The 20,351-nt window shown below is 69.4% G+C and carries 12 protein-coding genes; 8 read left to right on the top strand and 4 right to left on the bottom strand.

The features are described 5' to 3' along the window. The 5 genes from ACSAMQ_RS08910 to ACSAMQ_RS08890 all read left to right on the top strand — a co-directional run. The coding region (locus tag ACSAMQ_RS08910) for an amino acid adenylation domain-containing protein (RefSeq protein ID WP_435395301.1) at positions 1 to 7,216 on the top strand (7,216 nt) is incomplete at its 5' end. After that, on the top strand, positions 7,213 to 7,980 hold the full coding sequence (locus tag ACSAMQ_RS08905; protein WP_435395300.1) for a thioesterase II family protein: 768 nt from the start codon (positions 7,213 to 7,215) through the stop codon (positions 7,978 to 7,980). The genes ACSAMQ_RS08910 and ACSAMQ_RS08905, both read left to right, overlap by 4 nt. An 82-nt stretch (positions 7,981 to 8,062) precedes the next feature. Beyond that, positions 8,063 to 9,019, top strand: a complete 957-nt coding sequence (locus ACSAMQ_RS08900; protein WP_435395299.1) for a TauD/TfdA family dioxygenase — start codon at positions 8,063 to 8,065, stop codon at positions 9,017 to 9,019. 46 nt (positions 9,020 to 9,065) lie between these two features. Continuing rightward, positions 9,066 to 11,318 (top strand): DUF5916 domain-containing protein, encoded by a 2,253-nt coding sequence (locus tag ACSAMQ_RS08895; protein ID WP_435395298.1) that lies wholly within the window; start codon positions 9,066 to 9,068, stop codon positions 11,316 to 11,318. A gap of 79 nt (positions 11,319 to 11,397) precedes the next feature. Further along, on the top strand, positions 11,398 to 12,399 hold the full coding sequence (locus ACSAMQ_RS08890; protein WP_435395297.1) for a TauD/TfdA family dioxygenase: 1,002 nt from the start codon (positions 11,398 to 11,400) through the stop codon (positions 12,397 to 12,399). Positions 12,400 to 12,508: 109 nt separating this feature from the next. On the opposite strand, the gene ACSAMQ_RS08885 is transcribed toward ACSAMQ_RS08890, so the two are convergent. Further along, complete coding sequence (locus tag ACSAMQ_RS08885) at positions 12,509 to 13,060, bottom strand: nuclear transport factor 2 family protein (protein WP_435395296.1); 552 nt, start codon at positions 13,058 to 13,060, stop codon at positions 12,509 to 12,511. A 148-nt stretch (positions 13,061 to 13,208) separates the two neighbouring features. Between ACSAMQ_RS08885 and thpR the strand changes: the two genes are divergently transcribed. Then, on the top strand, positions 13,209 to 13,823 hold the full coding sequence (gene thpR, locus ACSAMQ_RS08880) for an RNA 2',3'-cyclic phosphodiesterase (RefSeq protein ID WP_435395295.1): 615 nt from the start codon (positions 13,209 to 13,211) through the stop codon (positions 13,821 to 13,823). 63 nt (positions 13,824 to 13,886) lie between these two features. On the opposite strand, the gene ACSAMQ_RS08875 is transcribed toward thpR, so the two are convergent. The 3 genes from ACSAMQ_RS08875 to ACSAMQ_RS08865 form a co-directional block, all read right to left on the bottom strand. Then, on the bottom strand, positions 13,887 to 15,266 hold the full coding sequence (locus ACSAMQ_RS08875; protein WP_435395294.1) for an esterase-like activity of phytase family protein: 1,380 nt from the start codon (positions 15,264 to 15,266) through the stop codon (positions 13,887 to 13,889). A 51-nt stretch (positions 15,267 to 15,317) separates the two neighbouring features. Further along, the gene (locus ACSAMQ_RS08870; protein WP_435395293.1) at positions 15,318 to 16,241 is read right to left on the bottom strand and encodes an endonuclease/exonuclease/phosphatase family protein; all 924 of its coding nucleotides are present in this window, start codon (positions 16,239 to 16,241) and stop codon (positions 15,318 to 15,320) included. Positions 16,242 to 16,473: 232 nt separating this feature from the next. Continuing rightward, positions 16,474 to 18,261, bottom strand: a complete 1,788-nt coding sequence (locus ACSAMQ_RS08865) for a M14 family metallopeptidase (RefSeq protein WP_435395292.1) — start codon at positions 18,259 to 18,261, stop codon at positions 16,474 to 16,476. A gap of 548 nt (positions 18,262 to 18,809) precedes the next feature. On the opposite strand from ACSAMQ_RS08865, the gene ACSAMQ_RS08860 reads away from it, so the two are divergent. Together ACSAMQ_RS08860 and ACSAMQ_RS08855 are read left to right on the top strand one after the other, a co-directional pair. Next, positions 18,810 to 19,436, top strand: a complete 627-nt coding sequence (locus ACSAMQ_RS08860) for a glutathione S-transferase family protein (RefSeq protein WP_435395291.1) — start codon at positions 18,810 to 18,812, stop codon at positions 19,434 to 19,436. A gap of 182 nt (positions 19,437 to 19,618) precedes the next feature. Further along, entirely contained in the window at positions 19,619 to 20,239 is a 621-nt protein-coding gene (locus tag ACSAMQ_RS08855; protein ID WP_435395290.1) for a hypothetical protein, read from the top strand. The last annotated feature ends 112 nt before the right edge of the window (positions 20,240 to 20,351 follow it).

The raw sequence follows: 20,351 nt of genomic DNA, 5'->3' as shown, positions 1-20,351 counted from the left end.
GGCGGCGGCCCTGGCCGGCGCCGATCGCGCCGACGAGGCGGCGATCCCGCGCGCCGACCGGTCCGCGGCGCTGCCGCTGTCGTGGGCCCAGCAGCGGCTGTGGTTCCTCGACCGGCTCGATCCGGCCGCGGGCGCGGCCTATCACATGCCGACCGCGCTGCGCCTCAGCGGCCGGCTCGACCGCGATGCGCTCAAGGCGACCCTCGACCGCATCGTCGTCCGCCACGAAAACCTGCGCACGCGCTTCGTCGAGGTCGACGGCGTCGCCTCGCAGTCGATCGCGCCGGCCGACCGCGGTTTCGACCTGGTCGAGATCGACCTGAGCGGGCTCGACGCCGATGCGCGCGAACGCGCGGTCGCCGAACTCGGCGCCGAGGAAGCGCGCGCTCCGTTCGACCTCGCTGCCGGCCCGCTGATCCGCGGCCGCCTGCTGCGCCTGGCCGAGGCCGAGCACGTGCTGTTGCTGACCCAGCATCACATCGTCTCCGACGGATGGTCGCTGGGCGTGCTGGTCAAGGAAGTGACCGCGCTGTACGCGGCCTTCAGCCAGGGCCAGGACGACCCGCTGCCGCCGCTGCCGATCCAGTACGCCGACTACGCGCAATGGCAACGGCAATGGCTGCAGGGCGAGGCCTTGCGCGAGCAGGTCGAGTTCTGGCGCGGCCATCTGCGAGGCGCGCCGGCCTTGCTGGAACTGCCGGCCGACCGGCCGCGCCCGCCGCTGCAGAGCTATGCCGGCGACCGCGTCGGCCTGAGCCTGCCGCCGGCGCTGACCGCCGCTCTGCGCGAGCTGTCGCAGCGCCACGGCGCGACCTTGTTCATGACCTTGCTCGCAGCCTGGTCCACCTTGCTGTCGCGGTTGAGCGGGCAGGGCGAGGTCGTGGTCGGCAGCCCGGTCGCCAACCGCCAGCGCGCCGAGGTCGAGCCGCTGATCGGCTTCTTCGTCAACACCCTGGCGCTGCGCATCGAGGTCGACGGCCAGGCCAGCGTGGCCGAGCTGCTGGGGCGGGTGCGCGCGACCATGCTCGATGCCTATGCGCACCAGGACCTGCCGTTCGAGCAGGTGGTCGAAGCGGTGCAGCCGGCGCGCAGCCTGAGCTACAGCCCGCTGTTCCAGACCATGTTCGCGTTCAACAACACCCCCGGCGGCGGCACCCTGCAATTGCCGGGGCTGGAACTCGAAAGCATCGGCCGGCCGCCGCACACCGCGCACTTCGACCTTGAGCTCGCCCTGACCGACAGCGGCGACAGTCTGCAAGGCAATCTGTCCTTCGCCACCGACCTGTTCGAGCGCGAAACCATCGAGCGTTACGCCGGCTACTTCGTGCGCCTGCTGGAAGCGATGGTCGCCGACGCCCAGTGCCCGGTCGGCCGCCTGCCTTGGCTGCCGGCGGCCGAGCGGGAACTGGTGCTGGAGCGTTTCAACGACACCGCCTTCGATTACCCGCGCGAGCGCCTGCTGCATCAGCCGTTCGAGGCGCAGGTGCGCTCGACGCCGGACGCGACCGCGCTGGTCTGCGGCGACGAGCGGCTGAGCTACGCCGAACTCAACCGCCGCGCCAATCGCATCGCCCATCGCCTGCTCGCGCTCGGCGTGCGCGCCGACGACCGCGTGGCGATCTGCCTGGAACGCGGCCCGGCCCTGGTCGCCGGCGTGCTCGGCATCCTCAAGGCCGGCGCCGCCTACGTGCCGCTGGACCCGAATTACCCGCCGGACCGGCTCGCCTACATGCTCGCCGACAGCGCGCCGATGGCGTTGTTGAGTCAGCAATCGTTGAGGGGCTTGCTGGGCGAGGCGAGCGTGCCGGTGCTCATGGCCGACGACGCGGCCCTGAATGGTCAGCCCGAGCACGACCCGGTCGTCGATGGCGTGACCGCGTGCCACTTGGCCTACGTGATCTACACCTCCGGCTCGACCGGCCAGCCCAAGGGCGTGGCGATCGAGCACGCCAACGCGGCCAACTTCATCGCCTGGGCGAATGCCAACTTCAGCCGCGAACAGCTCTCAAACACGCTGTTCTCGACCTCGATCAACTTCGACCTGGCGGTGTACGAGCTGTTCGCGCCGCTCAGCGTCGGCGCGCAGATCACCCTGGTGCGCGACGTGCTCGCGACCGATGCCGCGAGCCCGCTGAGCCTGATCAACACCGTGCCTTCGGGCATCAACGCCTTGCTGCAGAGCGGCGGGGTGCCGGCGAGCACGCGCACGGTCAACCTGGCCGGCGAGCCGCTCAAGCGCGCGCTGGTCGAGCAGTTGTTCGCCCAAACTGAGGTGACCACGGTCGCCAACCTGTACGGCCCGACCGAAACCACGACGTATTCGACCTGGGTGGCGATGGATCGCAACGGCGGCTTCGCCTCGCACATCGGCAAGCCGGTCGCGAACACCCGCATCTACATCGTCGATGCGCACCTGCAGCCGGTGCCGGTCGGCGTGGTCGGCGAGCTGTACATCGGCGGCGAAGGCGTGGCGCGCGGGTACCTGCATCGTCCGGAGCTGACCGCCGAGCGTTTCGTGCGCGATCCCTTCGTCGCCGACGAAACCGCGCGCATGTACAAGACCGGCGACCTCGGCCGCTGGCGCGCCGACGGCACGATCGAATACCTGGGGCGCAACGACTTCCAGGTGAAGATCCGCGGTTTCCGCATCGAGCTCGGCGAGATCGAGTCCAGGCTGGCGGCCTGCGAGGGCGTGCGCGAAGCGGTGGTGGTGGCGCGCGAAGGCGAGGGCGGCGACAAGCGGCTGATCGCCTATGTGGTGCCGGACGATGGCGTCGCGCTGTCGGCCGCGAGTCTGCGCGAGCAGCTGTCGCGCAGCCTGGCCGAGTTCATGCTGCCGAGCGCGTTCGTGACCCTGGACGCGCTGCCGCTGACCCCGAACGGCAAGCTCGACCGCAAGGCCTTGCCGGCGCCGGGCGACGAGGCGGTGATCCGCCGCGAATTCGAGGCGCCGCAGGGCGATACCGAAACCGCGCTCGCCGCGATCTGGTGCGAGCTGCTGGGCCTGGAACGGGTCGGCCGCCACGACCGGTTCTTCGAGCTGGGCGGCCATTCGCTGTTGGCGTTGCAACTGGTCACCCGTCTGCGTTCGACCCTGGGCCTGGAATTCGCCCTGCGCGAAGTGTTCGCGCAGCCGAGCCTCGAAGGCATGGCGCGGGCGCTGGAGCGTGGCGGCCGCGCCGCCGGGGCGCTGGCGCCGATCGCGCCGGCCGACCGCAACGGGCCGTTGCCGCTGTCGTGGGCGCAGCAACGCCTGTGGTTCCTGGATCAACTCGATCCGGCCGCCGGCGCCGCCTATCACATGCCGGCGGCGCTGCGCTTGAGCGGCAAGCTCGATCGCGATGCGCTCAAGGCCGCGCTCGACCGGGTCGTCGCGCGCCACGAAAGCCTGCGCACCTGTTTCGCCGAGGCCGATGGCGAGCCGGTGCAGCTGATCGCCGCCGCCGATGCCGGCTTTTCCTTGGTCGAACACGATCTGCGCGAACTCGACGCGCCCGCGCGCGAGCAGGCCTTGGCCCGTCTCGGCCTGGAGGAGGCGCGCGCGCCGTTCGACCTCGCGCGCGGCCCGCTGATCCGCGGCCGGCTGCTGCGGCTGCGCGACGACGAGCACGTGTTGCTGGTCACCCAGCACCATATCGTTTCCGACGGCTGGTCGATCGGCGTCCTGGTGCGCGAAGTCGCGGCGCTGTATGCCGCGTTCCACGACCGCCGCGCCGACCCGCTGCCTCCGTTGCCGATCCAGTACGCCGACTATGCGCGGTGGCAACGCGAGTGGCTGCAGGGCGAGACCTTGCGCCAGCAGGTCGAGTTCTGGCGCGGCCATCTGCGAGGCGCGCCGGCCTTGCTGGAACTGCCGAGCGACCGGCCGCGCCCGCCGCTGCAGAGCTATGCGGGCGACCGCGTCGAGCTGCGGCTGTCGGCGCAGGCCTCGGCGGGCTTGCGCGCCTTGTCGCAGCGTCATGGCACGACCGTGTTCATGACCTTGCTGGCCGGTTGGGCGAGCCTGCTGTCGCGCCTGAGCGGACAGGACCAGGTGGTGATCGGCACTCCGGTCGCCAACCGCCAGCGCGCCGAGATCGAACCGCTGATCGGTTTCTTCGTCAACACCCTGGCGCTGCGCATCGAGGTCGACGGCCAGGCCAGCGTGGCCGAGCTGCTGGATCGGGTGCGCGCGACCACGCTCGATGCCTATGCGCACCAGGACCTGCCGTTCGAGCAGGTGGTCGAAGCGGTGCAGCCGGCGCGCAGCCTGAGCTACAGCCCGCTGTTCCAGACCATGTTCGCGTTCAACAACACCCCCGGCGGCGGCGCCCTGGCCTTGCCGGGACTGGCGCTGGAGGCGATCGACAGCCCGCTGACGACGACCCAGTTCGATTTGTCTCTAGCGCTCGCGGACGGTGCGGACGGCATCGCCGGCAGTCTGGCCTATGCCACCGCCTTGTTCGATCGCGCCACCGCCGAGCGCTATGCCGCCTGCCTGGTGTCGCTGCTCGAGGCGATGGCCGCCGACGACCGCTGCCGTATCGCCGCGCTGCCCTTGCTCGACGCACTCCAGCGCCGGCAGCTGCACGGCTTCAACGACACCGCGGCGCCGTTCGACCTGCCGGAGTCGATCCATCGCGGCTTCGAACTGCAGGTGCGGCGCACCCCCGAGGCCGAAGCCCTGGTCTGCGGCGAACGCCGGCTGAGCTACGCCGAACTCAATCGCCGCGCCAACCGCGTCGCCCATCGCCTGATCGCAATGGGCGTGCGCGCCGACGATCGCGTCGCGATCCGGGTCGAACGCGAGCTCGACACCATCGTCGGCGTGCTCGGCATCCTCAAGGCCGGCGCCGGCTACGTGCCGCTGGACCCGGCCTATCCGCAGGAGCGCCTGGACTACATGCTCGACGACAGTGCGCCGGTCGCCCTGCTGGGCGCTGGCACCACGCTGTCGGCGGCTGCGCTGCCGACCATCGCGCTCGACGATCCGGCCCTGGCCGCGCAGCCCGAACACGACCCCGAGCGGGCCGGCATCGGCCCGCGGCAGCTGGCCTATGCGATCTACACTTCAGGTTCGACCGGACGGCCCAAGGGGGTGATGGTCGAGCACCGCAACGTGCTCAATCTGTGGGCCGCGCTCGAACGCGAGGCCTTCCTCCATTGCACCGCCGATGCGCGGGTCGCGCTCAATGCCGGCCTGTCCTTCGATGCCTCGCTGCAAGCGCTGAGCCAGTTGCTGTCGGGCCGCAGCGTGGTGCTGGTGCCGGCCGAGGTCCGCGCCGACGGCGAGGCCATGCTCGTTTTCCTGGTCCGCGAACGCATCGAGGCCTTCGACTGCACCCCGGCGCAGTTCGAGTTGATGATCGAACACGGCCTGCTGCGCCGCGGCGATGGCGACCTGCGCATGGTGCTGATCGGCGGCGAAGCGCTGTCCCCGCGCGCCTGGGCCGCGGCCGCGGCTTCGTCGCTGCACTGCTTCAACGTCTACGGTCCGACCGAATGCACCGTCGACGCGACCCTGGCGCCGATCCGCGCCGGCCTGGCGCCGCATATCGGCCGGCCTCTCGCCAATACCCGCGTCTATATCCTCGACGGCGAACGCCAGCCGGTGCCGGTCGGCGTGGCCGGCGAGCTGTACATCGGCGGCGCCGGCGTGGCGCGCGGCTATCTGCATCGTCCGGAGCTGACCGCGGAACGTTTCCTCGACGATCCTTTCGGCGACCGGGCCGGTGCGCGCATGTACCGCAGCGGCGACCTCGGCCGCTGGCGCGAGGACGGCCGCATCGAGTACCTGGGCCGCAACGATTTCCAGGTCAAGATCCGCGGCCACCGCATCGAACTGGGCGAGATCGAGGCCCGCCTGGGCGAATGCGAGGGCGTGCGCGAGGCGGTGGTGGTCGCGCGCGAAGACCAGCCCGGCGATCGGCGCCTGGTGGCCTATCTGCTCGCGCACGCAGGCGCCGCCCCGGGCGCGGCCGAACTGCGCGAACGACTGGCGCGCTCGCTCGCCGAGCACATGCTGCCGGCTGCCTTCGTGGTCCTGCCGGTCTGGCCGCTGACCGCGAACGGCAAGCTCGATCGCGCTGCCCTGCCGGCGCCGGACGGTGCGGCGCGGGCGCAGCGCGAATACGCCGCGCCGCAGGGCGCGACCGAGCAGGCCATCGCCGCGATCTGGTGCGAACTGCTGGGTTTGGAGCGGGTCGGCCGCCACGACCGCTTCTTCGAACTCGGCGGCCATTCGCTGCTGGCGATCCGGGTAGTGCATGCACTGCGCGCGCGTCTCGGCGTGGCCGTGCCGCTGTCGGCGACCTTCTCGGCGCCGACCGTGGCGGCGCTGGCGGCGGCGATCGGGGACGCGGCGGCGCAACCGGCGTCGCTGTGCGTGCCGCTGCAGATGGCAGCGGCGGGCCGGCCGCTGTTCTGCGTGCATCCGGTCGGCGGCCAGGTGTCGTTCTATGCCGCGCTGGCCGCGCGGTTGGCCGCGCTGGGTCCGGTCTACGGCCTGCAATCGCCGGAAGCCGCCGGCCTGCCGCAACGCCCGGCCTCGTTGCAGGCGTTGGCGCAGATGCAGGTCGAAGCGATCCGCAGCCGCCAGCCGCAGGGCCCTTACCGCCTGCTCGGCTGGTCGAGCGGCGGCGTCCTCGCGGCGACGATCGCGCAACGGTTGATCGCCGCCGGCGAGCGGGTCGAGTATCTCGGCCTGCTCGACACTCACCTGCCGATCGCCGGCCTCGACAAGGACCCGATGCGCGCGGCCGAGGTCGCCCTGCGCGCGGAGCTGCAAAGCCGCGGCCTGGCCTGGCCGGTATCGGTCGCGTTCGACGGGCTGGCCATCGAGGTGCTGTCGGCGCAGACCTTCGAGCAGGCCGAACCGCTGCTGCAGCGCCTGGGCTGGCGCGACGCCGATCCGGTGGCCTTCGCCCATCTGCAGGCGCAATGGCCGGTGACGCGCGCACATCTGCAACTGCTGTCGGACTACACCGCCAGCCGTGTCGATGCGCCGGTGCAGGCCTTCGGTGCCGATTCGTCGACCCGCGTCGCCGAGGGCATCGAGGTCATCGGCGGCAGCGCCGCCGCGGTCGCGGTCGACGCTGGACACTACGCCATGCTCGCCGAGCCGCACGCGCAGACCATCGCCGCGGCCGTCGCCGACTTCCTTGCCCATCCCCCGTCCACGCGCGTGTCCCGCGACAGCGCCGATGCCGCGTGCGCCCTTGCCGAGACCCTGACATGAGCTCGTCGCTGTCCTTGCAGACCACGCCGTGGTTGATCCGCACGCCGTCCTCGACCCGGCGCCTGCGGCTGTTCTGCTTTTCCTACGCCGGCGGCAACGCCTTCAACTTCTTCCGCTGGCAGGAGGCGGTCGACCCGGCCGTGGAAATCTGCGCGGTGCAGTTGCCGGGGCGCAGCGCGCGCATCGCCGAGGAGCCGATCGCGTCCCTGCCGGCCTTGCTGCAGGCGGTAGCGCCGGTGATCTCGCGCATGGACGACTTGCCGTGCGCGTTCTTCGGCCACAGCGTCGGCGCTCTGGTCGCGTTCGAGTTGAGCCGCTACCTGCGTCTGCACGGCCTGAGCGCGCCGAACCATTTGTTCATGTCCGGCTGCCACGCGCCGCAGTTCCGCAGCCCGACCCGGCAACTGCACACTTTGTCCGACGAGCAGTTCACCGAGGTGCTCCGCGAATACGAGGGCACGCCGCCGGAAGTGCTGGAAAGCCGCGAGCTGATGGAGCTGCTGCTGCCGGCGATCCGCGCGGACTTTGCCATCGCCGAGAACTACCGCTATCGCCACGGCCCGCTGTTGTCGATGCCGATCAGCGTGTTCGCCGGGCGCGACGATCTCAACAAGGGGCCCGGCCAGGTCGAGGGCTGGCAGAAGGAAACCTCCGGCGCCTGCCGGGTGAGCTGGTTCGACGGCGGCCACTTCTTCGTCAACAGCCAGCGCGCGGCGGTGCTGGAGCGGCTCAACGCCGAACTGACCGCAAGTCTGTGCGTGTAGCCGCGCCGGCATCGCGCCGGACGCGACCGCATCCACGCAGTATTTCGAACGCTACGGATTTCAAGAACGACAGGGACCTGCCATGAACGTCAACGCGCTGTTCAACTCCGACCACCATCCGATCGTGATCACCCCCGCCGGCGATGCCAGCCAGGCGGCGTTGCACGATTACCTCGTTCACAACCGCGAGCAGGTCCAGGCCTGGTTGCTCCGGCACGGCGGCATTCTGCTGCGCGGGTTCCAGCTCGACGGCGCCGAGGATTTCCGCGTCTGTTCCGAGCGTCTCGGCGCGCAGGCTTTCGACTATATCGGCGGCAATTCGCCGCGCAGCCGCGTCGCCGCCGACGTCTACACCTCGACCGAATATCCGGCCAGCGAAGTCATCAGCCTGCACAACGAGATGTCCTATCTGCCGCGCTGGCCGCGCCGTCTGTTCTTCCACAGCGTGATCCCGGCCGCCTCGGGCGGGCAGACCTCGCTGGCCAACAGCGAAGACGTGCTGCGCGCGGTGCCCGAGGAGATCGTGCGCAAGCTGCGCGAGCGCGGCATCAACTATGTGCGCAATTTTCAGTCGAGCATTCCGCTCGGCAAGAACTGGCAGACCACCTACCAGACCCAGGACCGCGCCGAGGTCGAGAGCATCGCCGCCGAGCAGGGCTCGACCTGCCGCTGGCAGGCCGACGGCGTGCTGCGCGTGACCACCCGCTGCGAGGCCTTCGTCACCCACCCCCAGACCGGCCAGGAAGTGTGGTTCAACCAGGCCGAACAATGGCACCCCTCGGCGCTGAACCCGCAACTGCGCGGCATGTACGAGCAGATGGTCGGCAAGGGCAACCTGCCGCACGAGTGCGAGTACGGCGACGGCGAGCCGATGGAAGAGGAGGCGCTGGCCGAGGTCCGCCGCGCGCTCGACGCCAGCAAGCTGCTGTTCGACTGGCAGCGCGGCGACCTGCTGATGATCGACAACATCCTGATGATGCACGGCCGCGAATCGTTCAAGGGAGAACGCAAGACGCTCGCCTATCTGTCCGAGACCTGATCCGGACGCGACGCGCCACGCACTCCTCCAGCCACTTGGACACCACATGACTGCAGATTTTCCCGCCTCGCGACTGCGCGCCGGTTCGGTGCTGATGCTGACCCTGATGGTCAGCGCGCCGGCCTGCGCCTCGATCGTGATCGACGGCAAGCTCGACGAGACCGAATGGGAACAGGCCAAGCGCTACGACGACTTCAAGGTCACCGAGCCGTATCGCCTGACCGCGCCCGACGGCGGCAGCGGCACGCAGGCGCGCCTGCTGTCGACGCCGGACGGCATCGTCGTCGCCTTCGTGCTCGAACAGGCGCCGGCGTTCGCGCGGGTCAAGCCGCGTCTGGAGCGCGACCAGGAGGACGTCATCGACGGCGTCAACTTCATGGTCGACTTCGACGGCGACGGCCGCACCGCCTACACCTTCAGCGTCGGCCTGTCGGGCTCGATCATGGACGGCGTGGTGACCAACGAGAACGTGCCCAACTACGACTGGGACACCGACTGGAGCTGGGCGGTCGAGGAGACCGAAAGCGGCTGGCAGGTCGAAATGCTGATCCCGTGGACGGTGGCGCCGATGCGCGGCACGGATTCGCCCAGCCGCAACGTCGCGGTGTATTTCAGCCGCGTGCTCGGCGGCAACGGCGAGCGCCAGTCCTACCCGGCAGTGTCGATCGAGCGCGGCCGCTTCGTCTCGGGCTTCGAGCGCCTGGAGATTCCGCAGTACCGCAAGGCCCTGCTGCACTTCTGGCCTTACGTCACCGCCAACCACGACCTGATCAGCGGCCGGACCAAGTACAACGGCGGCGTCGACCTGTTCTGGAAGCCGTCGCCGCGCTTCCAGCTCAGCGCGACGGTGAACCCCGACTTCGGCCAGGTCGAGTCCGACGACCTGGTCATCAACTTCGACGCGGTCGAGACCTTCTTCAGCGACCGGCGCCCGTTCTTCACCGAGAACCAGGGCATCTTCGACCTCGGTACGCCCGACCTGGGCCGGCTGATCCACACCCGGCGTATCGGCGGCGATGCCGACGACGGCAGCGGCGCCAGCGACATCGATGCCGCGCTCAAGCTCAACGGCTCGCTGGGCCGGCTCAGCTACGGCGTGCTGGCGGCGACCGAGGACGGCGAGGCCGGCCGCGATTTCTATGCCGCGCGCCTGCTGTTCCCGGTGCACGACACGCTCAGCATCGGCTGGCTCGGCACCGACACCGAACGCCCGTTCCTGGACCGCAGCGCGCAGGTGCAGGCGGTCGACATGAGCTGGCGCCCGAGCGATGCGCTGGTGATCAACAGCCAGGTGCTCGGCAGCTTCATCGACCAGCGCGGCCGCAGCATCAACGACAGCGGCGCCTGGATGCGGATCAACTGGACGCCGTCGGAAAGCTGGCGCTATCGCCTGGAAGCCAACCACTTCGGCAACCGCCTCGACTTCAACGACCTGGGCTACCAGCGCCGCGCCAGTCTCAACGAGGTCAAGCTCGCCGCCGACTATGTCCACCGGGTCAAGGACGAGGACGCCGACCTGCGCAGCGTACGCTGGTTCGCCGACCTGCAGGCGCGCAGCAACGACCGCGGCGACCGTCTGCCGACGACCCTGGCGATCGTCAACAACTACAACTACCGCAGCGGCAACCGCCTGAATTTCAACGTCAGCCTGATCAGCTCCGGCTGGGACGACCTGATTTCGCGCGGTAACGGTTTGTGGAAGCGTTCGCGGCGCTATCGCTCCGAAGCCGAGTTCGTCAGCCGCCGCTACGGCGACTGGACCTTTGGGGCCGCGCTGTCGATGCTGCCGCAGGGGCTGTCGGGCAAGGCCACGCCGGAGCTCGAGCTGAGCGCGGTCTGGTATCCGAACGATGAGTTCAACGCCCAACTGATCTTCAGTCCCGACCGCGGCAGCGACTGGCTGATCTGGGAAGACGGGCGCAACTTCGGCCGCTATTCGCGGCGCGGCGACTACGCCAGCCTCAACCTGAGCTGGTTCCCGGGCCTGCACCACGAAGTGCGGCTGAAGACCGAGTGGGCCTCGGTACGCGCCGACGGCGGCCAGGGCTACCTGCTGCAGCCGAACGGGCAGATGCGCGCGAGCGGGCAGGCGAGGGCGGATTTCGACGTCAACAACTTCGGCCTGCAACTGCGCTATCGCTACCTGCTCGGCCCGCAGTCGGACATCTTCGTGGCCTATTCGCGCGGCGGCTCGACCTTCCTCGAACGCGACCCGCTCGGCACCTACGACCAGTTCACCGACGCGCTGGAACTACGCGATTCCGACCAACTGCTGGCCAAGATCCGTTATCGGTTTTGAATCCGCCAGCGGTTCTGGAGCCGCACCACCCTCGTCATGCGTCGCGACTAGCGGCGCAACGTTACACAGGAGTACTGCAATGCATGCTTTCACAGAAACCGCGCTGTTCGCCGAAGGCCGCGCGCCGCGCGTATTCGAACCGGGCGCGGGCGAGCGCGACCTGGCCGCGTTCGTCGCGGCCCGCCGCGACCTGATCGAGGAGCGCCTGCTCGAACACGGCGCCTTGCTGTTCCGCGGCTTCGAGGTCGCCAGCGTCGCCGACTTCGAGGGCTTCGGCGAAGCGGTGTCGCCGCGCGCGCTCGACTACACCTACCGTTCCACGCCACGCAGTTCGGTCGGCAAGGGCGTGTTCACCGCCACCGAATACCCGCCCGACCAGGAAATCGCCCTGCATTGCGAAAACGCCTACCAGCGCGACTGGCCGCTGAAGGTCGCGTTCTGCTGCCTGGTCGCGCCGCAGAGCGGCGGCGAGACTCCGATCGCCGACATGCGCCGGGTCGCCGCCGCGATCGGCGAGGAACGCATGGACCGTTTCGAGGCGCGCGGCGTGCGCTACGTGCGCCATTACCGGCCCTACGTCGATATTCCCTGGGAAACCGTGTTCCAGACATCGGACCGCGGCGAGGTCGCGCGCTTCTGCGAGGCCAACGGCATCGTCCACGAATGGCTGGACGCGCAGACCCTGCGCACCGCCCAGACCAACCACGGCACGGCGCGGCATCCGCTGACCGGCGAGCGGGTGTTCTTCAATCAGGCGCATCTGTTTCACGTCAGCAACCTCGGCGCCGAAGTCGCGGCCTCGCTGCTCAACATGTTCGGCGCCGACCGCTTGCCGCGCCACGCTTATTACGGCGACGGCGGCGAGATCGCGGCCGAGGATCTGCAGGCGGTGCGCGAGGCCTTCGCCGGGGCTTCGATCCGGTTCCCCTGGCAGGTCGGCGACGTGATGCTGCTCGACAACATGCAGATGGCGCACGGGCGCAAGCCCTTCAGCGGCGCGCGCAAGATCGTCGCGAGCCTGCTGGATGCGTACTCCGAGCGCGCTTCGAGCGAGCCGGTGCCGGCCGCGGCGACGGCTTGAGGGCGCGGTGCCGCTTGCGGCACCGGCCGGGACTGCGCCACGCGATGCGGTTCGCGGCGAGTTTTGATGGAGACAGCGGCGCTTCCGGCCAGGGCCGGGAGCAAGCGGCTTACTTGAGCGGGTAGGAGGAATAGACCACCGCGTTGATCTTCCAACCCTGTTCGGTCTTGACCAATTGCCAGGCCTCCTGGCCCTTGCCGGTGATGCGTTCGTCTTCGAGGAAGACGAAGTCGAAATGCACGCTGGCGATGGCGCCGTCGGTTTCGATCTTGACGTTCGAGAACTTCTCCTCGAAACGTTCCTTGCCCTGGCTCATCTGCTCGGCGAACTCGACGTAGGTGCCGGGCTCGAGTTTCTTCAGCTTGGGGTTTTTGGCCCTGCGCTGGCGGAATTCCTCGTCGGAGGACACCAGGATCCAGGAATTGTGTTCGGCCAGGAACAGACTCTTCAGGGTGGCCGAGTCCTTGGCGATGATCGCGGCCTTGAAGGTCTCGACGACGGCTTCGATCTCGCGCCGGGCCTGCGCGCGCCGGTCCTGCTCGTGCCGGTCGGTGCCCTGAGGGACCGAGGTTTGCAGTGCCGCGCCCGGCGCGGTCTGCGCCGGGGCGTGCAGGGACAACGCCAGCAAGGCGAGGGCGCAAAGATTCGGGATCGACTTCATGAGGGACTCCATTCGCTGAGGGACGCCGCCGCGGGGGCTGCGCGAAATATCCGGACCGCCGGCCGGCGGCCCGCCCATCATGCCCCAGCGCCGTCGCGGCGGCGCCGACCCAGTTCGCGTAACCGGCAGGCGGCTTTACACTGCCGCCATGCATCAAGACTCGCTGTTCGCGGCCCCGGCCGCCTCGTCCGACGTCCACCGATTGTTCTTCGCCCTGTTGCCCGACGCGGCGACCCAGGCGTGCATCGCCGCGGCCGCCGCGGTCCTGCATCGCGAGCACGACGCCGGCGGGCGCCTGATCGGCGCGCACCGCTATCACCTGACCTTGCAGTTCCTCGGCGACGCCTTCGAATTCCAGGCCGAGCGCGCGGCGCGCGCGCAGGCCGCCGCCGGCAGCCTGGCCCTGCCGGCGTTCGATCTGCGGCTCGACCGCGCCGGCAGTTTCCGCAACAAGTCGATTCCCTGGTGGCTCGGCTGCGAGCACACGCCGGAAGCCCTGGACGGCCTATTCCAACGGCTCGGCGTGGCCCTGGCCAAGGAAGGCGTGCGGGTCGAGTCCGGGCGCGCGCTGGTGCCGCACGTGACCATCGTCCGCGACGCCGTGCGTCCCCTGCATCCGCCGCTCGCCATCGACGCGATCGACTGGCGCGTCGATGCCTTCGCCCTGATCCACAGCCAGCTCGGTTCGCGCAATGCCTACGATGTGCTGGGTCGGTGGGGGCTGGGGACGGGGAGCGAGGGGGCAGGAGTGAGGAGTGAGTAACGAGTAACTAGTAACGAGTAACTAGTCGCTCGTTCCTCGTTACTCGTTTCTAGTTCCTGGTTCCTAGCGGCGGAAATCCACCGCAAAAGCGATCAGCGTCCCGGGGATGCGCGTCTTGCCGGCGGGGCAGTCGGCGTCCAGAGGTACCTGCGCGCGTTCGCCGCTGCTGCGGTCGACGCAGACTTCGAACTGTTCGCCGGCGCCGCTCTGGGTCACGCTGTAGTCGTTGTCGCTGCCGATCAGCACCAGGTGCTTGCCGTTGCGCAGGCGCGGGCCGATCGCCAGGCCTTCGAGCTTCTCGGGGATGTCGCGGGCGCCGGCGCTGCGCAGGGCGGCGAGGATGTCGAGTTCGGGGGCCTTGTCGACCGGACGCACGCCGGCGGGCAGGTCGTTGCTGCCGGCCAGCGACTGGGCGGCGACATCGGTCGCGCCGCGCAGGGAAATCCGGTACACGCGCTTGTGCACCGGCGCGGCGGTGACCTCGACGCCGAGACCGCGGTTGTCCCGCTCCAGCACCAGGAAATCGCGGTCGCTCAGGGCGTGGATCGCGCTGAGACCGATGCTGCGGCCCTGATTGGTCGCCGAGAAATCGTCGTCGCCGGACGGGTCGAGCGCGTTCAGGGCGGCGATCGATTCCAGTTGGTAGACGTACTGGGCGCTGGAGCGGCCGCTGCGCAGGTCGAACTCGACGATGCGGACGTTGCGGCTGCGGCGGCCGTCGTTGTTCGCGCCTTCCTGCACCAGCGGGTCTTGCATCACCGCGTAGAGCTTGTCGCCGGACGGGGTGATGGTGAGCCCCTCGAAGCCGCGGTTGTCCTGGCGGCCTGCGACCACGAGTTTGCGGTCGCCGACGTAGTCGAGCTGGCCCTGGGCGTTGCGCGGCTGCAGGTTGGCCGGGATGGCGAAAGCGCGCAGGAAGCGGCCGTTCGGGGCGAATTCGTACAGGCTGGGGCCGTATTCGTCGGCGACGTAGAAGTGGCCGTTGCGGCCGACCGCGAAGCCTTCCGGGTCGAAGCTCAAGCCGAGCCGGGCCGCGTCGCCGTTGAGCAATTGCGGGTTGAGGCCGTTGAAGCTGTCGCCGCGGCGCGCGCTGAACAACACGGTCTTGTCGATGATGGGCTGGCCGATGCGGCCGCTGCGGCGGTCGTAGGGGATGCGCAGGCGCTGAACGCGGGTGGCGTAGTCGATCACGCCGCCGCCGGGGCCGCGGTCGGACAGGGCGTACCAGTAGCCGTCGCGCGGGTTATAGCTCAGGTCGGAATAGAAGCCGAAGCGGTTGAGGTTGGCCTGGTCGGGCGTGCCCGGCGGCAGGCGCACCGCGTCGCGCTGGGTCGCCGGGGTTTCGACGAGGCCGGTCAGCGACCAGTGCGCGGCGGCGGCGGGGGCGGCGAACGCGGTCGCGGCGCAGGCGAGCAACAACGAGGTCAGGGTCGAACGGATCATGCGGGGCTCCGGCAGGGCGGGGGAACCCGCCCACGCTAGTCCCGGTAAATGTCAGTTCGGTGACGCGCGCAAACCGACGATGCGCGGCCGGGTGCGCAGCGTGACCAGCAGGCCGAAGTGGTCGGACGGCCAAATGCCGTCGCGGCTTCGGTTGAGCACGATGCGGGCATCGACCAGTTCGAAGCCGACCGGGTCGTAGAAAACATGGTCGATGCGCTGCGCCGGCAGGTAGGCCGGGTTTAGCGTGGTGTGGGCGGCGATATCGCCGGAGGCCTCGGGGTGGGCCGCACCGTAGGCATCGCGGTAGCGCGCGGCCAACGTCTGCAGTTCCGGCGAGTCGGCCTCGCTATTGAAGTCGCCGGCGACGATCACATAGGCGCCCTGCGCGGTCGCATCGATGAAGTTGAGCAGGCTCGACACCTGCCGGGCGCGGACGGCGCCACCGGTGCGGTCGTTGTGCAGATGGGTGGCGTAAACGTCGATGCGGGTGCCCGGCGAGCCCGGGCGCAGCCGCGCATGGACGGCGGTGCGGTAGTCGTCGAGCGGTTCGAGCTTGCGCATCTGCCGGGTTTCGGCGCGCTTGCGGGTGAGGATGGCGTTGCCGTAGCGGCGTGCCGCAGCGGGCGGGTCGACCGAGACGAACTGCGCCCGATAGCCGAGCGCGGCGGCGAGGTCTTCGGCCTGGTTGCGCAGGCCCTCGCGCTGCAGCACTTCCTGCAAGGCGATCACGTCCGGCTTCAGGCGCGCGATCTCGGCGACGATCATCGCGCGGCGCCTGGGCCAGTCGCCTTTGTCGTGCCACAGGTTGAAGCTGAGCACCGTCACCGTGGTCGCGCGGGTTTCGATGCGCGGGGGTTTTTCGGCGGAGGCGGCCTGCGAGCTTGCGGCGATGCCTGCGAGCAGCAGGACCGCGGTGAACGCGGATGAGAGCGAATGCCGGGACGGCGCGATCATGGCGGAAGGGGAGGTTCGCATGCCTACGCGACGCTCCGGTCGGGACAGGCGTTGAGGATAACGCGGCCTAAGTCCGTGAGTGTAGGAGCGGGGTGAGCCGCGGCCTGGTGCCGGTTGCCGCGCCCTACCGGTTGGGTAGTCGCTTCGGCGGTCGCGGCTTACGCCGCTCCTGCATAAGGACGGGACAGAAGAAACGCGCGGAGCCGCTGGGGCTCCGCGCGTTCAGGGGCGTTACTCCAGTACCTGCCGAGGCTCAGCGCGGCGTTTCTTGGGTGCGTACCACCGGATACTGGTTGTAGCGCGTGTCCCAGGCCGAATGCAGGCGGTAGAAGAACTCCAGGCGCGCCTGCGGGCTCTTGGCGAACGCCGGATCGTTGTTGATCTTCGCCTCGAACTCGGCCTTCAGCTTCGGGTCCTTGGCCAGCATCTCGCGCGCCACTTCCTCGGCGACGTAGTCCTCCATGTATTCCTTGCGCTCGAAGGCGTTGTTGAACTCGCCCCAGGCCGCGAGCGAATCCGGCGCCTGCGGTTCCAGCAGGGCCATCGCCAGGCGCGCCTTGGGCTGGGCGATCGGCACGAACAGCGCGCCGGCGGCCAGGTTCTGGGTTTCCGGTTTCCAGGCGCCGTTGAGGGTGGCGCGCTGGTGGCCTTCGACCGATTGCGGGGCGAACTCGGTCTTGTCGGAACGGAAGGTCTCGACCGGCGCGTCCTTGAGCGCGGCGCCGAGACGGCGATAGTTCACGCCGTGCTGGTCGAGCTTGGCTGCGACCCAGGCGGCATGCGCGGCCGGCACCAGGTAGCCGCCGCGCGGGGCGTCGACGACGCGGCTGGGCTGGATGTCGTACTTGAGCTTTACGTTCCAGACTTCGGGCTTGGTCTCGTCGTAGCGGGTCATCAGCGCGCCGGAGACTTCCGACGGCGTGCGCGTATAGGCATAGCCGCGGAAGGCGACGTCGCGGGTCTTGTCGGTGGCCTTGTAGTCGAGCGCGACCGGCTGGCCGCCGAGCGCCTGCGCGCGCCGGTCGGCGGCGAGCGCTTCGCGGCGCCAGTCGCTGCCGTGGCGCGCGACCAGTTCGAGCACGTCGACGACGGTGTTGCGGGTGATCCGCACGCGGGTCGGGTAGTCCTTCCAGGAATGGGTTTCGACCAGCATGCCCAGGCGATTGCGCAGCGGGATGTAACCGTTGGAGAAACGCGGCGGCGGCACCGCGTCCTCGAAGCCCGAGGCCGGGTTGTCGGATTCGATGAAGGACGGATAGAACGACACCGGCAGCGACCCCTGGCCGGCGAGGCGTTCGATCACGCCGTCGCGCAGGGCCAGGCCGGCCTGGCGCAGCGCCATGTCGCCGGAGTGCACCGGTTCGACCTGGATCGAGACGTCGTGTTCGAACTTGGCGCCGTCGGTGACGTGAAGGTCGATGTAGGCCAGCGGGTCCCAACGCTCGACCAGCTTGAGCATGGCCTGCATTTCCGGCGCGTCGGCCTTCAGATAATCGCGGTTGAGGTTGTAGTTCTGTGCGGTGGTGCGCCAGCCCATTTCCTCGGGACCGCGCTGGTTGGGGCGGTTCCAGCGGCCGAAGCGCTCGTGGCCGTCGATGTTGAACACCGGCACGAACAGCAGCACTTGTCTGTCGAGCACGCCCGCGGCGGCCTCGCCGTCGAGGATCTGGCGCAGGGCGAGAAAGCCCGCGTCCTTGCCGTCGATCTCGCCGGAGTGGATGCCGCCTTGGATCAGGGTCACCGGGAGCGACTTGGCCTGGGCCTGCGCCGGGGTGAAGGCGCCGCTGCGGGTCGCGACCAGCAACTTCATCGGCCGGCCTTCCGGGGTGGTGCCGAAGTCCTCGCAGCGCACCGCATCGGGGTAGCGTTTGGCGAAGGACGCGCACATCGCGATCACTTCGTCGTAGCGGCCGGTCTTGAGGAAGCCGCTGCGTTCGGCGACGGTGGTCAGGGCGTCGTCGGCCGCGACGGCGTGCAGCGGCGTGGCGGCGGCCGCGAGCAGCGCGGCGACCAGGACGGTACGTGAGGCGGTACGTGGCATCGGATCGGTTCTCCCCGGAATCGCTCCGCATGGTAGCGAAGAACCGCACCTGCGGATTGGCCGCGAGCGTCGGTTCGGCGCCTGGGCGGCAAGACTGCTGACAGCCTGCTGTCAGGATCGATGGCCTGGGTTGACGGCGCGGATGGGGCGGGGCAGGCATGCGGTGTGGCGCTGCGGAGGTCGCTGCGAGCGCGGAGCTGATCTTCCCGCGCGTTGAGGTTTGCGCTGCGCCGGACTTGCGCAGCGCGCAGCCTCTTCGTCGAAGGGGCGAGTTTCAGCGGCGGGCCTTTCCAGCGGAGAAGTTTAACGTCGTGGCGTTCAGGAGAGGCGACTAAGCGGCGGCTTTCTGAAGGACGGCTCCACGCGACGGGGACCTATCCTCGACCCCTCCCGCGCCGCTCTCCCCCTTTTCGAAAAGAGAGCTGTGGTTCTGTTTTTGTTTTTGCTTTTGTTCGTAGTTGCTCTTGCTTTGCCCTTCCAGAGGGAACGCCCGCCCACAACCGCGACGCCTCCCCTAGACTGTCGCCCTCATTCCCGGAGTCCTCCGCATGTACGCGCTTTATTACTCGCCCGGTACCGCCAGTCTCGTCGTCCATTGGCTGCTCATCGAGATGGGGATCGAGCACGAGCTGCGGCTGGTCGACATCGATGCGCGCGCGCACAAGAACGCCGAATACCTGGCGCTGAATCCGAACGGGGTGGTGCCGACCCTGATCGTCGACGGCCAGCCGCGCTACGAAGCCGCGGGCCTGGTCCTGTTCCTCGCCGACCGCCATCCGCAGGCCGGCCTGGCCCCGGCGCTCGACGACCCGCAGCGCGCCGAATACAACCAGTGGCTGTTCAACCTCACCAACACCCTGCAAGCGCCGCTGCGGCTGTGGTGGTACCCGTGGGACCTGCAGGCCGACGACGAGGCGGTACGCGCCGGCGCGCAGGCGCGCATCGAGGCCGCCTGCGAGCGCCTCGACGCGCAGCTCGCCCAACAGGGCCCGTATCTGCTCGGCGAGCGCCTGAGCGCGGCCGATTTCTACCTCACCATGCTGATGCGCTGGACCCGCAAGATGCCGCGGCCGGCGCACGACTGGCCGCACCTGGGCGCGTTCGCGCAACGGATGAAGGCGCGGCCCAGCTTCGCCGCGGTGTACGAGCGCGAAGGCCTGACCGAATGGGCCTGAGGCGCGGGGCGGCGGCGCTCGGCCTGTGGCTGGCGCTGTCGGGCTTGCCGGCGGATGCGGCCGGCAAAACGCCGGCTCAAGGCCCAGCAACGGCAGCCGGCAAAACGCCGGCTCAAGGCCCAGTAACGGCAGCCGGCAGAACGCCGGTTCAAGGCTCGGCAACCGCAGGCTCGGCAACCGCGGTGCAGCCGCTGCGCGGTCCGGTCGGCGGGGTCCAGCCGGTCGAGTGGACCGCACGCTGGTGGCGCTGGACGCGCAGCTTCCCCGACAGCCTGCAGCCTTACCTCGATCGCGACGGCAGCCGCTGCGCGATGAACCAGGACGAAGAGGGTCCGGTGTGGTTCCTGGCCGGGACCGACGGCAGCTTCGATGCCGAGCGCCGTTGCCGGATCCCGCTCGGCAAGCACGTCCTGGTGCCGCTGATCAACATGTATTACCACGCGCCGCGCTTCGGCCGATACGCGCACACCTGCGATCAAGTGAAGGCGCAGGTGACGCTCAACAACGATCGCCTGGTCAGCGCGGTCGTCCTGCTGGACGGCCGGCGCCTCGATCGGCAGGGTTCGATGCGCCTGACCACGGCGAAGTGTTTCGACCCCTTCGCCGAGACGGACGCCTCCGGTCCGCCGACCGGTCCCTATCACGCCGCTTCCGACGGCTATTGGCTGTTGTTGCCGCCGCTGTCGCCCGGGCGTCATCGCCTGAGCATCGGCGCCAACTACGGCGGCGATGAGGACGAGGACTTCGGCCGCATGATCCAGAACTTCGAATATGAGCTCGAGGTCGGGGAGCCGGCAGTCTGATCGAGTCGCCTGCTCAAGTTGTCCGACCGGGCCGTCCAAACGGGCCGTCCGATGGGCGGGCGGCCTGAATGGGCCGGCCGTGCCCATGGCGGTCCAGCTGGGCCGGCATCGG

It is taken from the genome of Lysobacter sp. 1R34A (assembly GCF_051217035.1).
In the GTDB taxonomy this organism is placed as follows: Bacteria; Pseudomonadota; Gammaproteobacteria; order Xanthomonadales; family Xanthomonadaceae; genus Lysobacter.
Note: the sequence above shows the minus strand (reverse complement) of the source record. Positions and strands in the feature narration are given on the sequence as shown.

Coding starts and splice junctions, on each gene's coding strand:
- ACSAMQ_RS08905 (WP_435395300.1), top strand. CDS start 7,213: ATGAGCTCGTCGCTGTCCTTGCAGACCACGCCGTGGTTGATCCGCACG.
- ACSAMQ_RS08900 (WP_435395299.1), top strand. CDS start 8,063: ATGAACGTCAACGCGCTGTTCAACTCCGACCACCATCCGATCGTGATC.
- ACSAMQ_RS08895 (WP_435395298.1), top strand. CDS start 9,066: ATGACTGCAGATTTTCCCGCCTCGCGACTGCGCGCCGGTTCGGTGCTG.
- ACSAMQ_RS08890 (WP_435395297.1), top strand. CDS start 11,398: ATGCATGCTTTCACAGAAACCGCGCTGTTCGCCGAAGGCCGCGCGCCG.
- ACSAMQ_RS08885 (WP_435395296.1), bottom strand. CDS start 13,060: ATGAAGTCGATCCCGAATCTTTGCGCCCTCGCCTTGCTGGCGTTGTCC.
- thpR (WP_435395295.1), top strand. CDS start 13,209: ATGCATCAAGACTCGCTGTTCGCGGCCCCGGCCGCCTCGTCCGACGTC.
- ACSAMQ_RS08875 (WP_435395294.1), bottom strand. CDS start 15,266: ATGATCCGTTCGACCCTGACCTCGTTGTTGCTCGCCTGCGCCGCGACC.
- ACSAMQ_RS08870 (WP_435395293.1), bottom strand. CDS start 16,241: ATGCGAACCTCCCCTTCCGCCATGATCGCGCCGTCCCGGCATTCGCTC.
- ACSAMQ_RS08865 (WP_435395292.1), bottom strand. CDS start 18,261: ATGCCACGTACCGCCTCACGTACCGTCCTGGTCGCCGCGCTGCTCGCG.
- ACSAMQ_RS08860 (WP_435395291.1), top strand. CDS start 18,810: ATGTACGCGCTTTATTACTCGCCCGGTACCGCCAGTCTCGTCGTCCAT.